The 15,895-nt window shown below is 64.1% G+C and carries 2 protein-coding genes (1 of these 2 only partly in view); both read left to right on the top strand.

The features are described from left to right. Nucleotides 1–7,726, top strand: partial view of a non-ribosomal peptide synthase/polyketide synthase gene (locus FBX99_RS25565; protein WP_145133297.1) — the 3' end only. 21,326 nt of this gene lie to the left of the window's left edge; 7,726 of the gene's 29,052 nt are visible here — the last part of the coding sequence; its start codon lies beyond the left edge, outside the window; it ends in the stop codon at nucleotides 7,724–7,726. Further along, a partial coding sequence (locus tag FBX99_RS25570) for a non-ribosomal peptide synthetase (protein ID WP_178112071.1) occupies nucleotides 7,723–15,895 on the top strand: 8,173 nt, incomplete at its 3' end. The genes FBX99_RS25565 and FBX99_RS25570, both read left to right, overlap by 4 nt.

Here is a 15,895-nt window from a genome sequence, read left to right on the forward strand (position 1 = left end):
CGATGCCCGAGATCGGGTGGCGTTTGCTTCCAACCCGGCCTTCGATGCCAGCACCCTCGACGTCTGGGCGCCGTTGCTCAACGGCGGTTGCGTGGTGGTGGTCGATCAGGACGTGCTGCTGTCCCGGGAGCGGTTCGCGGCGTTGTTGAGCGAACAAGCGATCAGCGTGTTGTGGATGACCGCCGGGCTGTTCCACCAGTACGCCGACGGCCTGCTGCCGGTGTTCAAGCAACTGCGTTACCTGATCGTGGGTGGCGACGTGCTGGATCCGGCGGTGATCGCGCGGGTGCTGAAAGACGGCGCGCCGCAGCATCTGCTCAACGGTTATGGCCCGACCGAAGCCACGACCTTCACCACCACTTACGAAATCAAGGGCGTGGGCGAGGGCGGTATCCCGATTGGGCATCCGATCGGCAACACCCGCGTCTATGTGCTGGATGCGAACCAGCAGCCGGTGCCGGTGGGTGTAGCGGGCGAGTTGTATATCGGTGGCGATGGTGTGGCGAAAGGGTATTTGAATCGCCCCGAGCTGACCGCCGAGAAGTTCGTCGCCGACCCGTTCAGTGCCGATCCGACAGCCTTGCTCTATCGTACCGGCGACCTGGCGCGCTGGCGTGCTGACGGAGCCGTGGATTACCTGGGGCGTAACGACGACCAGGTGAAGATCCGTGGTTTCCGCATCGAACTGGGCGAGATCGAAGCCCGCTTGAGTCAATGTGCCGGCGTAAAAGACGCCGTGGTGCTGGCGCGGCAGGACGAAACCGGGCTCAAGCGCCTGGTGGGCTATGTGATCCCCGAGTCGGGCATCACCCTGTCGGTGCACGCGCTGCGTAGCCAGTTGGCAAGCACGTTGGCCGAATACATGGTGCCGAGCGCCTTTGTCGTGCTGTCATCCTTCCCGCTGACCGCCAACGGCAAGCTGGACCGCCGCGCCTTGCCGGCACCGGACGCCGAGGCGTATGCCAGCCGCGAATACGCGGCTCCGCAGGGCGAGATCGAAACCACCTTGGCCCAACTTTGGGCTGAAGTGCTCAAGGTCGAGCAGATCGGTCGTCATGATCACTTCTTCGAACTGGGCGGTCATTCGCTGTTGGCGGTGACCCTGATCGAACGCATGCGTCAGGCCGGTCTGAGCGCCGACGTGCGCGTGCTGTTCAGCCAGCCGACTCTGGCGGCACTGGCGGCTGCCGTTGGCAGCGGCAGGGAAGTCGAGGTGCCGGCGAATCTCATCGAGCCCGGCTGTGGGCGCATCACTCCGGCCATGCTGCCGTTGGTGAGCCTCGACCAGGAGACGATCGACCGGATCGTCGCCACCGTTCCGGGTGGGGCGGCCAACGTGCAGGACATCTACCCGCTGGCGCCGCTACAGGAAGGCATCCTCTATCACCACTTGGCCGCCGAGCAGGGCGACCCCTATGTGCTGCAGTCGCAGTTCGCCTTCGACAGCTTCCAGCGCTTCGAGGCGTTCGTCGAAGCGCTGCAGGTGGTGATCGACCGCCATGACATCCTGCACACCAGTGTGGCCTGGGAAGGCCTGGACGAACCGCTGCAGATGGTCTGGCGCAAGGTTCTGCTGGAGCCGCAGCGCTTCGAAGCCGATGCCGCGGCCGGTGATGTCGCCACGCAACTGGCGAGCCGCTTCGATGCGCGGCACTACCGTCTGGACTTGCGCCGTGCCCCGATGTTGCAACTGGTCTACAGCAGGGACGAGGCCCAGGACCGTTGGCTGGCGATCCTGCTGTTCCATCACATGGCGCTGGACCATACCGCGCTGGAAGTGGTGCAACACGAGATGCAGGCGCACTTGACCGGCAAGGCCGGGCAACTGACTGAAGCCGTGCCTTATCGCAACTATGTGGCCCAGGCCCGACTGGGCATGAGCGAGGCGGAACACGAAGCGTTCTTCCGCGAGATGCTGGCTGACATCGATGAGCCAACGCTGCCCTTCGGGTTGGCCCAGGTGCAGGGCGACGGACGCGGTATCGCCGAGGTGACGGAGTTGGTCGGTCAGGTCCTGAGCCTTCGTCTGCGGACCCAGGCCCGACTGCTCGGTGTGAGCGCCGCGAGCCTGGTCCATCTGGCTTGGGCCCAGGTCTTGAGCATGGCGACCGGGCAGAAAGACGTAGTGTTCGGCACGGTATTGCTGGGCCGTATGCAAGGCGGCGAGGGGGCCGACCGGGCGCTGGGCATGTTCATCAATACCTTGCCGGTTCGTGTGCCGGTGGACGGGCAGAGTGTGCGTGACGCGGTCCGCATGACCCACGGGCGCTTGACCGGCCTGTTGGGGCACGAGCATGCGTCGCTGGCCCTGGCTCAGCGTTGCAGCGGCGTGGCTGCGCCAACCCCGCTGTTCAGCGCGCTTCTGAATTATCGGCACAGCGCGACTCAGGTGACTGACGAAGTGTTGTCTGCCTGGAGCGGCATGCAGATGCTGTCCAGCGAAGAACGGACCAACTATCCGCTGACATTGAATATCGATGACCTGGGTGACGACTTCAGCCTGACCGTTCAGGTGGCCGCGCAGATCGGTGCCCAACGCATCAGTGGCTATATGCAGGTCGCCCTGCAAAGCCTGGTGGATGCCCTGGAACGCGCCCCGCAAACGCCGGTGCGCAGCTTGACAGTGCTGCCGCAGGCCGAGCGCCGGCAGTTGCTGGAGACCTGGAATGCTTCGGATGCGGTGTATGCCGATGATGCATTGATCCACGGCCAATTCGAGGCCTGGGCGGCGGCGCAACCCGACGCCGTGGCCGTGGTGTTCGAGGACCGCACGCTGACCTACGGTGCACTCAATAGCCGGGCCAACCAACTCGCCCATCGTTTGCTGGCCTTGGGCATCCGTCCGGATGACCGGGTGGCGATCTGCGTCGAACGTGGCCTGGACATGATCGTTGGCCTGTTGGGCATCCTCAAGGCGGGGGCGGGCTATGTGCCGCTGGATCCGGCTTATCCTCAAGAGCGCCTGGCATTCATGCTCGACGACAGCGCGCCGGTGGCATTGCTCACCCAGGCGCATCTGTTGGCTCATTTGCCTGGCTTGTCTGCCGACGTATTGCTGCTCGATCAGCCCGAAACAGCGGGGATCGCGCAACAACCGCAGCATAACCCTGAGCTTGAGACGCTGACGTCCCGGCACTTGGCCTATGTGATCTACACCTCCGGTTCCACTGGTTTGCCCAAAGGCGTGATGGTCGAGCATCGCAACGTCGCGCGGCTGTTCTCGGCCACGCAACCGTGGTTCGACTTCGGCCCGCAGGACGTGTGGGCGCTGTTCCATTCCTTCGCCTTCGACTTCTCGGTCTGGGAAATCTGGGGCGCGCTGACCCATGGCGGCCGCCTGCTGGTGGTACCGCAACTGGTCAGTCGTTCGCCGCAGGAATGCTATGCGCTGTTGTGCCAGGCCGGCGTCACGGTGCTGAACCAGACGCCGAGCGCGTTCCGCCAGTTGATCGCGGCCCAGGGCGAAAGCGAGCTGAAGCACAGCCTGCGCCAGGTGATTTTCGGTGGCGAAGCCCTGGAAACCGGCATCCTCAAACCGTGGTACGCCCGCGAAATCAACGCCGGCACGCAATTGGTCAATATGTACGGCATCACCGAAACCACCGTGCACGTGACCTATCGTGCGCTGTCTGCCGCAGATGCCCAGTTGGTGGGCGTCAGCCCGATTGGCGGGCGTATTCCCGACCTGCAGCTGTACGTGCTCGACGCCCAGCGCGAGCCGGTGCCGGTGGGCGTGGTGGGTGAGATGTACGTCGGTGGCGCGGGCGTCAGCCGAGGCTATCTGAACCGCGACGAACTGACCGCCGAGCGTTTCCTGAAAAATCCGTTCAGCGATGAGCCGAACGCCCGCATGTACAAGACCGGTGACCTGGGTCGCTGGCTCGCGGATGGCAGCATCGAATACCTGGGGCGTAACGATGACCAGGTGAAGATCCGCGGCTTCCGTATCGAGCTGGGTGAGATCGAGGCGGCGCTGGCGACTTGCGACGGGGTCAGCGAGGCGGTGGTCATCGCTCGCGAAGACGAGCCGGGGGACAAGCGCCTGGTGGCTTATGTGATTGCCGAGGAAAACGCCCAACCGTCGGCTGCCGACCTGCGTCTCCAACTGTTGGAGGGATTGGCGGACTACATGGTGCCGAGTGCCTTCGTGATGCTCGAAGCCTTCCCGCTGACCACCAATGGCAAGCTGGATCGCAAGGCGTTGCCGGCACCGGACCTGTCTTCGGTGATCACTCATGCCTATGAAGCGCCGCAAGGTGAAGTTGAAGTCGCCATTGCCGGCATTTGGCAGGACTTGCTGAGTCTGGAGCGGATCGGTCGCCACGATAATTTCTTCGAGCTGGGCGGCCATTCGTTGCTGGCGGTGAAATTGATTGAGCGTATGCGTCAGGTGGACCTGAGCGCCGACGTGCGCGTGCTGTTCAGTCAGCCAACGTTGGCCGCGCTGGCCGCTGCGGTGGGCGGGCACACGGAAGTCGTGGTGCCGGAGAATCTGATTCCGGACGGTTGCACACGGATCACCCCGGCCATGCTGCCCCTGGCCGATCTGGACCAGGAGGCCATCGACCGCATCGTCGCAACGGTGCCCGGCGGCGTCGCCAATGTGCAGGACATCTATGCCCTGGCACCATTGCAGGAGGGGATTCTCTATCACCACGTTGCGGCAGCCCAGGGTGACCCCTACTTGCAGTATGTGCTGTTCGGTTTCGACAGCTTCACGCGTCTGGAGGGTTTCACTCAGGCGTTGCAAGCGGTCGTTGCCCGCCACGATATCCTGCGCACGGCGGTGCTCTGGGAAGGACTGACCGAGCCGGTGCAGGTGGTCTGGCGTAACGCGCAGCTGGTTGTGGAAAGGGTCCAGCTGGACCCGATGGCCGGCGATATCGCTACGCAACTGCACCAGCGTTTCGATCCACGGCACTATCGCCTGGACATCCGCCAGGCACCGCTGATGCGCGTCGCTTATGCGCAAGACCCGGAAAATCAACGCTGGGTGGGCATCCTGTTGTTCCATCACCTGGTGGACGATGCCACCTCGCTGGCGGTGCTGTCCGCGGAAATCGAGGCGCACATGCTCGACCAGGGGCAACGCTTGTCGGCTTCGGTGCCGTACCGTAACTACGTGGCCCAGGCGCGGCTGGGTGTCAGCCGCCAAGCCCATGAGCAGTTCTTCCGCGATATGCTCGGCGATGTCGACGAGCCGACGTTGCCGTTCGGCCTGCAGGATGTGCAGGGCGATGGCAGCGGCATCGAAGAGCTCCGCCAGGACGTCGATGCGGACCTGAGTCGTCGGTTGCGGGCCCAGGCCCGTCAGCTGGGCGTGAGCGCGGCGAGTCTGTATCACCTGGTCTGGGCGCAGGTGCTGGGCAAGGTGTCGGGCAAGGACGACGTGGTATTCGGCACCGTGCTGGTGGGCCGGATGCAGGGCGGCGAGGGCGCCGACCGGGCGCTGGGGATGTTCATCAACACCTTGCCGTTGCGGGTGAGCCTGGGGCAGACCGCTGTCGGTGCGGGCGTGAAGGCGACCCATGCGCGCTTGAGCGCCTTGCTCGCTCACGAACATGCATCATTGACCCTGGCCCAACGTTGCAGTGGCGTGGAGGCACCGACGCCGTTGTTCAGCGCCTTGCTCAACTACCGCCACACCGGCGCACTGACCTCGACCGAGGCGTTGTCGGCCTGGAGCGGTATCCAGGTGCTCAGCGGTGAAGAACGCACCAACTATCCATTGACCTTGAACGTCGATGACCAGGGCGAGGCGTTCAGTTTCACCGTCATGACCCCGGCCCACATCGGGGCGCAACGCCTTTGCGGCTATGTGCAGCAGACGCTGGAAAGCCTGATCGGGATGCTGGAGCAGACGCCGGATGCACCGCTGTATCAGTTGTCTGTCCTGCCGTGCGGCGAGCGCCGCAAGTTGCTGGATGAGTTCAATCGCACTGAAGTCGTTGCGCCGTCGGCTGCGGCCATTCACGAGCTGTTCGAGGCCCAGGTGCTGCGCACGCCGGATGACGTTGCCGTGGTGCAGGACCACCAATCACTGAGCTATCGTGAACTGAATGCCCGGGCCAACCGCTTGGCGCATTACCTGCGTAAACAGGGCGTACACGCGGATTCCCGGGTGGCGATCTGTGTCGAGCGCAGCGCGGACATGGTGGTCGGCCTGCTGGCCGTGCTCAAGGCCGGTGGGGGGTACGTGCCGCTGGATCCGGCGTATCCGGCCGACCGTCTGGCCTACATGCTGGAGAACAGCGCACCGGTTGCGGTACTGACGCAAGCCGGGACCCGCGGGCTGTTGGCCCATGGGCCGGTGCCGCTGATCGACCTGGATGCCGGCGAGTGGCAAGCCGAACCGGAGCACAACCCGCAGGTGACGGACCTGACCCCGGACCACCTGGCCTATGTGATCTACACCTCCGGCTCCACCGGTTTGCCCAAGGGCGTGATGGTCGAACATCGCGGCCTGCGCAACCTGCTGGACTGGTACCTCGACGACCTGGCCTTCCACGCCGGCGATGCGGTGCTGCTGGCCTCGTCGTATAACTTCGACCTGACCCAGAAGAACATCCTCGCCCCACTGATGGTCGGCGCCGCGTTGCACCTGGCCGAAGAACCGTTCAACCCGAGCGCCATCGTCGCCCAGATCGCCGAGGCCGGGATTACCCACCTCAACATGTCCCCCAGCGCCTTCCACGCCCTGGTGGACGCCGACCGCCACGCGGCACTGGCCTGCCTGAAACGGGTGGTGCTGGGTGGCGAGCCGATCCAGGTCGCCATGCTGGAAAAACTGCCGCTGCCACGGCCGGCGATCATCAACAGCTACGGGCCCACCGAATGCAGCGACGTGGTTGCCTGGCACACTGTCGATCCCGATCTGGACACCTACCGCAACCGCTCGATTCCGATCGGCCGGCCAATCCGCAACATGCAATTGCATGTGTTGGACAGTTACGGCCAGTTGGTGCCGGTGGGCGTCCCCGGTGAGATCCACATCGGTGGCGTCGGCGTGGCACGCGGCTACCTCAACCTGCCGCAGCTCAGCGCCGAACGCTTCATCGCCGACCCGTTCAGCGAGCGGGCCGATGCTCGCCTGTACAAGACCGGCGACATTGGCTGCTGGCTGCCCGACGGCACTTTGCAATACCTGGGGCGTAACGACGATCAGGTGAAGCTCCGCGGTTTCCGCATTGAACTGGGGGAGATCGAAGCCAGGCTCGCCCAGCACGAAGTGGTGAACGAAGCCGTGGTCCTTGTGCGCGAAGAGGTGCCGGGCGATAAGCGCCTGGTGGCCTGGTTCACCGCCTGTTCGCCGGACGAAACGACGGACATCGAGGCGCTGCGCGTCTACCTGCTGGCGCACCTGCCGGCCCATATGGTGCCGGTGGCCTACGTGCGCCTCGATGCATTGCCGTTGAGCCCCAACGGCAAGCTCGACCGCAAGGCGCTGCCGGCACCGGATCTGACGTCGGTCATTACCCGCGGCTATGAAGCCCCTGTCGGCGAAACCGAAATCACTCTGGCCCGCTTGTGGGCCGAAATCCTCAACGTGGAACGTGTTGGCCGTCACGATCACTTCTTCGAGCTGGGCGGGCACTCGTTGCTGGCCGTCAGCCTGATGGAACGGATGCGCCAGGAGGGCATGGAAGCGGATGTACGGACGCTGTTCGAGCAACCCACGCTCTCGGAATATGCGGCAACGACAGAAAAAATGGAGATTGTCCTGTGAGTGTGATCGAACTGTTGGCGACATTAAAAGAAAAAGACGTGCAGCTATCGGTCAACGGCGATCAGCTCGTTGTACGGGGCCGGAAACAGTCGTTGAAGGAGCCGCAGGTGCTGGCCCTGTTGCGCGAGCACAAGGCTGCGCTGATCGAGTTGATCAACAGCGGCGAGTATGACGCCGGCAAGCCCGGTGAGGTCGAGGTTCCCGCCAATGCCATCCCTGCGGGCTGCGAACGGATCACGCCAGAAATGCTGCCGCTGGTCACGCTGGATCAGCCGGCCATTGACCGCATCGTTGCCAGCGTGCCGGGCGGTGCGGCCAATGTGCAGGATATCTATCCCTTGGCGCCGTTGCAGGAAGGGATTCTCTATCACCACCTGACCGCTCTCCAAGGCGATCCTTATGTCTTGCAGGCGCATTTCAGCATCGCCAGTCGTGAGCGCCTGGGGGATTTTGTCGATGCCCTGCAACACGTGATCGATCGCCATGACATCCTGCGCACCGCCATCGTCCGCGAAAACCTGGAGGCACCGCTGCAGGTGGTCTGGCGCCAGGCTCGACTGGGGGTGAAGGACATCAGCGCCGAGCTGGCCGATGGTGATGTCCTGACGCAACTGCAAGCCCGTTTCGACCCTCGCCACTATCGCCTGGACCTCAGCCAGGCACCGCTGCTGTCGTTGGTGTGCGCCGAAGACCCGGACAACCAACGCTGGGTTGCGATGCTGTTGTTCCACCACATGGCCCTGGATCATGCCGCGTTGGCGGTCGTGCAGGGCGAAATGCAAGCCTGGTTGATGGGGCAGGCCGGGCAATTGCAGCCGGCCATTCCCTACCGCAACTATGTGGCGCGAACCCGCCAGGCCGATCAGCGCCAGGCCGACGAGGCGTTTTTCAGCAAGATGCTGGGCGATGTCGACGAACCGACCCTGCCGTTCGGTCAGCAGGATGTGCTGGGCGACGGTAGCGCCATTGAAGAGCACCACCGACCGCTGACCCCGGAACTCAGTCGCCGGGTGCGGGTGCAGGCGCGTCAGCTCGGCGTCAGCGCGGCAAGCATCTTCCATCTGGCCTGGGCCCAGGTGCTGGGCAGCGTCTCGGGGCGTGAAGAGGTGGTGTTCGGTACGGTGATGCTGGGGCGCATGCAGGCCGGCGAAAGCCTGAGCCGGGCATTGGGCATGTTCATCAACACCTTGCCGCTGCGGGTGGGCGTGGGCGCGCAGAGTGTGCGCGACGGGGTGAAAAGCACCCATGGCTGGTTGAGCGCCTTGCTCAGCCATGAATATGCCTCCCTGGCCCTGGCCCAACGGTGCAGTGGTGTGGCGGCGCCGGCGCCGTTGTTCAGCGCACTGTTGAACTACCGCCATAGCGCGGGTGCGGACCAGGTTCCCAGGCAGGAAGTGCTCCAGGCCTGGGAGGGTATTGAAGCCCTGAGCGCGCAGGAACGGACCAACTACCCGCTGATCCTCTCGGTGGATGATTTCTCCGATGACTTTGCCTTGGAGGTGCAGGCGAGCGTGCAGATCGGCGCGCAACGCATCTGCAATTACATGCAGGCAGCGCTCGAGTACTTGATCACGGCACTGGAAAGCGCCCCGGAGTCACTGCTCAACGACCTGTCGGTGCTGCCGCAGGAGGAGCGTGAGCGAGTCTTGCAGTCATTCAACCACACCGACCGCGCTTATCCGCAGGCGCAAACGGTTCATGCCTTGTTCCAGGCACAGGCACAGGCCCGTCCGGATGCGCTGGCGGCGGTACAGGCCGGAGAGACCCTGACCTATCGTGAACTGAACGCCAGAGCCGATGGCTTGGCCCGGCATCTGATTGACCTCGGTGTGCGGCCCCAGGACACGGTGGCCATTGTGCTGCCGCGCTCGCTGGACCTGTTGATCGCTCAACTGGCGGTTCTCAAGTGCGCGGCGGTCTATCTGCCACTGGACATCAACGCTCCCGTGGAGCGCCAGCAGTTCATGCTGCAGGACAGTCGGGCCGTGCTGGTATTGACCCACGGCACCGAGGGCCTGGCCGATGGCGTGCGCCGGGTGGATCTCGATAGCCTTGACCTGGCGGGGCTGCCGGCCTGGGACGGTTCGCCGCCGCAGTCGAGCGAAGCACCGGCCTATATCATGTACACCTCCGGCTCTACCGGCACCCCGAAAGCCGTGTTGGTGCCGCATCGGGCAATTTCCCGCCTGGTCATCAACAACGGCTATGCCGACTTCAACGAGCAGGATCGCGTGGCGTTCGCTTCGAACCCGGCTTTCGATGCCAGCACCCTGGAAGTCTGGGCTCCGTTGCTCAATGGCGGTTGCGTCATTGTGGTGGAGCAGGACGTATTGTTGTCCCAGGAACGCCTGCCAGCGTTCTTGCTTGAACAGTCGGTCAATGTGTTGTGGATGACGGCGGGGCTGTTTCACCAGTACGCCGCCAGCCTGATGGCAGTGTTCCGGCAACTGCGCTACCTGATCGTCGGTGGCGATGTGCTCGATCCGACCGCGATTGGCCGCGTCCTGGAACACGGCGCACCGCAGCATCTGCTCAACGGCTACGGACCAACGGAAGCCACCACCTTCTCGACCACCTACGAGATCAAGTCGGTCGGCGCGGGCAGCATTCCGATCGGTCGTCCGATCGGCAACACTCGGGTCTACCTGTTGGACTCCCGGCTTCGGCCCGTGCCCCACGGTGTGACCGGTGAGCTGTATATCGCTGGCCTGGGGGTTGCGAACGGCTATCTGAACCGGCCGGAACTGACCGCCGAGAAGTTCATCGCGGATCCGTTCAACCCGCAGGCCTTGATGTACCGCACCGGCGACCTGGGGCGCTATCTGCCGGATGGCAACATCGAATACCTGGGGCGTAACGACGGTCAGGTGAAAATCCGCGGGTTCCGCATCGAGCCAGGCGAGATCGAAACCCGGCTGGCACAACATGAGCGCGTAAAAGACGCGGCGGTGCTGATTCGCGAAGATGTGCCGGGGGAAAAGCGCCTGGTCGCCTATTTCACCTTGCATCGACCTGGCGACACCGTGGATATCGAAGCGCTGCGCGTGCATGTGCAAAGCCGTTTGCCGGACTACATGGTACCGGCTGCCTACGTGCGCCTCGATGCCTTGCCACTGACCGCCAACGGCAAGCTTGACCGCAAGGCGTTGCCGATGCCGGACCAGACGTCGATCCTGGCGCGTGGTTACGAAGCGCCGGTGGGCGAAACCGAAACGCTCCTGGCCAAGTTGTGGACGCAGATCCTCAATGTCGAGCGGGTGGGGCGTCACGACCACTTTTTCGAATTGGGCGGCCATTCCCTGCTGGCGGTCAACCTGATCGAGCAGATGCGCCAGGTCGGCCTGAGCGCCGATGTACGGGTGCTGTTCGGCCAGCCGACCCTCGCGGCACTGGCCGCGGCGGTGGGCAGCGGCAATGAAGTCCAGGTGCCGGCCAACGGCATCGTTCCCGGTTGCGAACGGATTACCCCGGACATGTTGCCCCTGGCCTCGTTGACCCAGGAGGCCATCGATTGCATCGTCGCAACGGTGCCGGGTGGGGCGGCCAACGTGCAGGATATCTACCCGCTGGCCCCGCTGCAGGACGGCATTCTCTACCACCATCTCTCGGCGCAACAGGGCGATCCCTATGTGCTGCAGGCGCTGTTCGCGTTCCAGGACAAGCCGCGCCTGGAGGCCTTCGCGCAAGCGTTGCAGGGCGTGATCGACCGCCACGACATTCTGCGGACTTCGGTGCTGTGGGAGGGGTTGGAACAACCCATGCAGGTGGTCTGGCGCAAGGCCGTCCTGAGTGTCGAACCGTTCGATGCAGCAGCGGATGGCGACGTCGTGGCCCAGCTGCATTCACGTTTCGATTCCCGTCATCATCGCCTCGATATCCGCCAGGCCCCGCTGATGTGCCTGCGCTTTGCCCATGATCCGCTCAATGAGCGTTGGGTCGCGATGTTGCTGTTCCACCACATCGCCCTGGACCATACCGCGCTGGACGTGGTGCAGCAGGAAATGCAGATGCACCTGCTTGGGCGCCAAGAGCAACTGGCGGCTGCGATGCCGTACCGCAACTATGTGGCCCAGGCGCGCCTGGGGGTCAGTGAGGAACAGCACGAAGTCTTTTTCCGCGAAATGCTTGGCGATGTCGATGAGCCGACGCTGCCGCTCGGTTTGCAGCAGGTGCAGGGTGACGGTCGCGGTATCGAAGAGGCACGACTCGAGGTGGATGCCGACTTGAGTCGCCGCCTGCGGGCCCAGGCGCGGCGGATGGGCGTGAGTGCCGCCAGCCTTCATCATCTGGCCTGGGCGCAGGTGCTGGGGCGGTTGTCCGGGCGCGACGATGTGGTGTTCGGCACCGTACTGATGGGACGGATGCAGGGCGGCGAAGGCGCCGACCGGGCCCTGGGCATGTTCATCAACACCTTGCCCTTGCGGGTGATGCTGGATCAGCAGGGCGTAGAGGCCGGCGTCAAGGCTGTCCATGGGCGGCTGAGTGCATTGCTTGCTCATGAACACGCTTCGCTGGCCCTGGCCCAGCGTTGCAGCCGCGTGGCGGCTCCTGCGCCGCTGTTCAGTGCCTTGCTGAACTATCGGCACAGCGCCACTGGCGTCATCTCGGCGGATGCGACGACGGCCTGGCAGGGCATGACAGCCCTGGACAGCGAAGAACGCACGAACTACCCGCTGACGCTGTCGGTGGACGACCTGGGCGATGGCTTCTCCCTGAGTACCCTGGTATTGCAAGGCGTTGGCGCAAGCCGCATCTGCGCGTACATGCACACCGCACTTGATCGCTTGGTGCAGGCGCTGGAGCAAGATTCGCAAACCCCACTCTACCGTCTGGAGATCCTCCCGCAGATCGAGCGCAAGCAGTTGCTGGTGGACTTCAACGCTACCCGGCGTGTCTATCCTCAGGACCAGACCGTGCTGGCGCTGTTCGAGGCCCAGGCGGCACGACTGCCGCAGGCAATTGCGGTGGTGCATGGCCAGCGGCAAGTGACGTATGGCGAACTGAACGCACAAGCGAACCGCCTGGCCCATCACTTGATCGGTCTTGGCGTGCGGCCGGACGATTGTGTGGCGATCCTGTTGCCGCGTTCGATCGACCTGCTGACCAGCCAGTTGGCCATTCTCAAGTGCGCGGCGGCCTATGTCCCGCTGGACCGCAATGCTTCGCTGGAGCGGCAGGGGTTCATGCTCGCCGATTGCCGGGCGTCCTTTGTGTTGACGTCCAGCCGCGAGCGGGTACCCGAGGGCGCAAGCCGCGTCGACTTGGACACGCTGGAGCCGCAGGGGACCATTGACAATCCAGGGCTGGAGCAGTCCAGCGAGTCGACTGCCTACATCATGTACACCTCGGGTTCCACGGGGCAGCCCAAGGGCGTGCTGGTGCCGCACCGGGCGATCAATCGGCTGGTGATCAACAACGGCTATGCCGATTTCAATGAGCATGACCGGATCGCCTTTGCCTCCAACCCGGCGTTCGACGCCAGCACCATGGACGTCTGGGGCGCCCTGCTCAACGGCGGGCAGGTGGTGGTGATCGACCATGAAACCCTGCTCGAACCGGCACGCTTTGCCCAAGTGCTGGACGAGTCGGGGGCCACTGTGTTGTTCGTGACCACGGCGATCTTCAATCAGTACGTGCAACTGATCCCCGAGGCCATGGCGGGCTTGCGCATTCTGCTGTGCGGTGGCGAACGGGCCGACGTGGCGTCGTTCCGGCGCCTGCTGGGCCTGGCACCAGCGTTGCGCCTGGTGCATTGCTATGGGCCGACCGAAACCACTACCTATGCCACCACGCTGGAAGTGAAGGCGGTGGCCGAAGACGCGCAAAGCGTGCCGATTGGCGGACCGATCTCCAATACCCAGGTGTATGTGCTCGATGCACACCAGCAACTGGCGCCCCTGGGTGTCGTCGGCGAAATCTACATCGGCGGCAAAGGCGTGGCGAAGGGCTACCTGAACCGTCCCGACCTGACGGCGGAGAAGTTCATAGCCGACCCGTTCAGCGACGAACCCGGTGCCTTGCTCTACCGCACGGGCGACCTGGGCCGTTGGTTGCCGGAAGGCAGCCTGGAGTGCCTGGGACGCAACGACGACCAGGTGAAGATCCGCGGATTCCGTATCGAGCTGGGTGAAATCGAAGCCAGGCTCGTCACCTGCGAGGGTGTGAAGGACGCCGTGGTGATGGTGCGGGCCGACGAGTCGGGCGAGAAGCGCCTGGTGGCCTATGTCGTGGCGCAGCCGCAGGTCGCGCTGACCGTGGCCGGACTGCGTGAGCAACTGTCCACGGCCTTGGCCGAATACATGGTGCCCGGCGCGTTCGTGATATTGCCGGCCTTCCCCCTGACGCTCAACGGCAAGGTGGACCGCAAGTCGCTGCCCGCGCCGCACGCCGAGGACTACGCAAGCGAAGCCTACGAGGCGCCGCAGGGAGAAATCGAACAGACCCTGGCCGGCTTGTGGGCGGAGCTGTTGAAGGTGGAACGGGTTGGCCGCCACGATCATTTCTTCGAACTGGGCGGTCATTCGCTGCTGGCGATGAGATTGATCGAGCGGATGCGCCAAGCCGGTCTGTCGGTGGATGTGCGCGACCTGTTCAGCCGGCCGACGCTACGGGCCTTGGCCGCTGCGGTGGGTGGGCATCGTGATGTGGTAGTGCCGGCCAGCGCCATTGTCGAAGGTTGCGAGCGGATCACGCCGGACATGTTGCCACTGGCCGTTCTGAGCCAGGACGCCATCGACCGGATCGTGGCGAGCGTGCCGGGTGGTGCGGGCAATATTCAGGACATCTACCCGCTGGCGCCGTTGCAGGAAGGCATTCTGTATCACCATCTGACCGCGAACAGCGGTGATCCCTACGTGCTGCAGACGCTGTTCGGTTTTGACGGCCGCGCCCGTCTGGACAGCTTCGCCCAGGCGTTGCAGCAGGTGATCGATCGCCATGACATCCTCAGGACATCGATGGCCTGGGAGGGGCTCGACGAACCGATGCAGGTCGTGTGGCGTCGGGCGCCACTCATCTGCGAGGCATTCGAACCGGATGCTCACGGCGCAGATGTGGTTGCACAGCTGTATGAGCGTTTCGATGCTCGTCAGTATCGGCTGAATGTGCGCCAGGCGCCGCTGCTACGCCTGGTGTACGCAGAAGATGTCGCCAACCAGCGCTGGGTTGCGATGTTGTTGTTCCATCATTCGGTGCTGGACCATACCGCGCTGGAGGTGCTGGAGCGGGAAATGCAGGCCCACCTGCTCGGCAGGGCCGATCAACTGGGTGCTGCGGTGCCTTATCGCAATTACGTGGCCCAGGCGCGTCTCGGGGTCAGCCAGGAGGAGCATGAAGGCTTCTTCCGCGACATGCTTGGCAATATAGATGAGCCGACGTTGCCGTTCGGTCTGCGAGATGTTCAGGGTGACGGTAACGGCGTGGAGGAGGTCAGGCTGGCGCTGGAGGTGGGGCTATGCCGGCGTCTGCGCGGCCAGGCGCGTCAGTTGGGCGTCAGCGCGGCGAGCCTGATGCACTTGGCCTGGGCACAGGTGCTGGGCCGTGTCAGCGGACGCGACGAAGTGGTCTTCGGCACGGTGCTGCTGGGGCGGATGCAAGGCGGAGAGGGTGCCGATCACGCCTTGGGCATGTTCATCAATACCCTGCCGCTGCGGGTGAGCCTGGTGGGGGGCAATGTGCGCGAGGGCGTGAAAACCACCCATCAACGGCTCACCGCACTGCTTGGTCATGAGCACGCTCCGCTGGCGCTGGCCCAGCGTTGCAGCGGTGTGGTGGCGCCGACGCCGCTGTTCAGTTCCATGCTCAACTATCGCCATTGCTCGGTCGAAGTCACCGCGCAGATGGTGTCGGCTTGGCAGGGCATCGAATCCATCGGCGGTGAGGAACGCACCAACTACCCGTTGACGCTGGCCGTGGATGATGGGGGCGAAGGTTTCAGCCTGGTGGTGCAGGTGGTGCGCGGAATCGGTGCGCAACGCATCGGCGAATACATGCAAACTACCCTTGAAAACCTTGTAACCGCACTGGAGCAAGCACCCGAGACGCCGCTGTATGAAATTGAGAGCATGCCGGCGGTTGAGCGCCAACACCTGCTGGAAGCCTTCAATGCGACGGCCGTCGACTATCCGCAAGGCCTGACCCTGCATGGCCTGTTCGAGGCACGGGTCACGA

This window comes from Pseudomonas sp. SJZ074 (genome assembly GCF_007828215.1).
In the GTDB taxonomy this organism is placed as follows: domain Bacteria; phylum Pseudomonadota; class Gammaproteobacteria; order Pseudomonadales; family Pseudomonadaceae; genus Aquipseudomonas.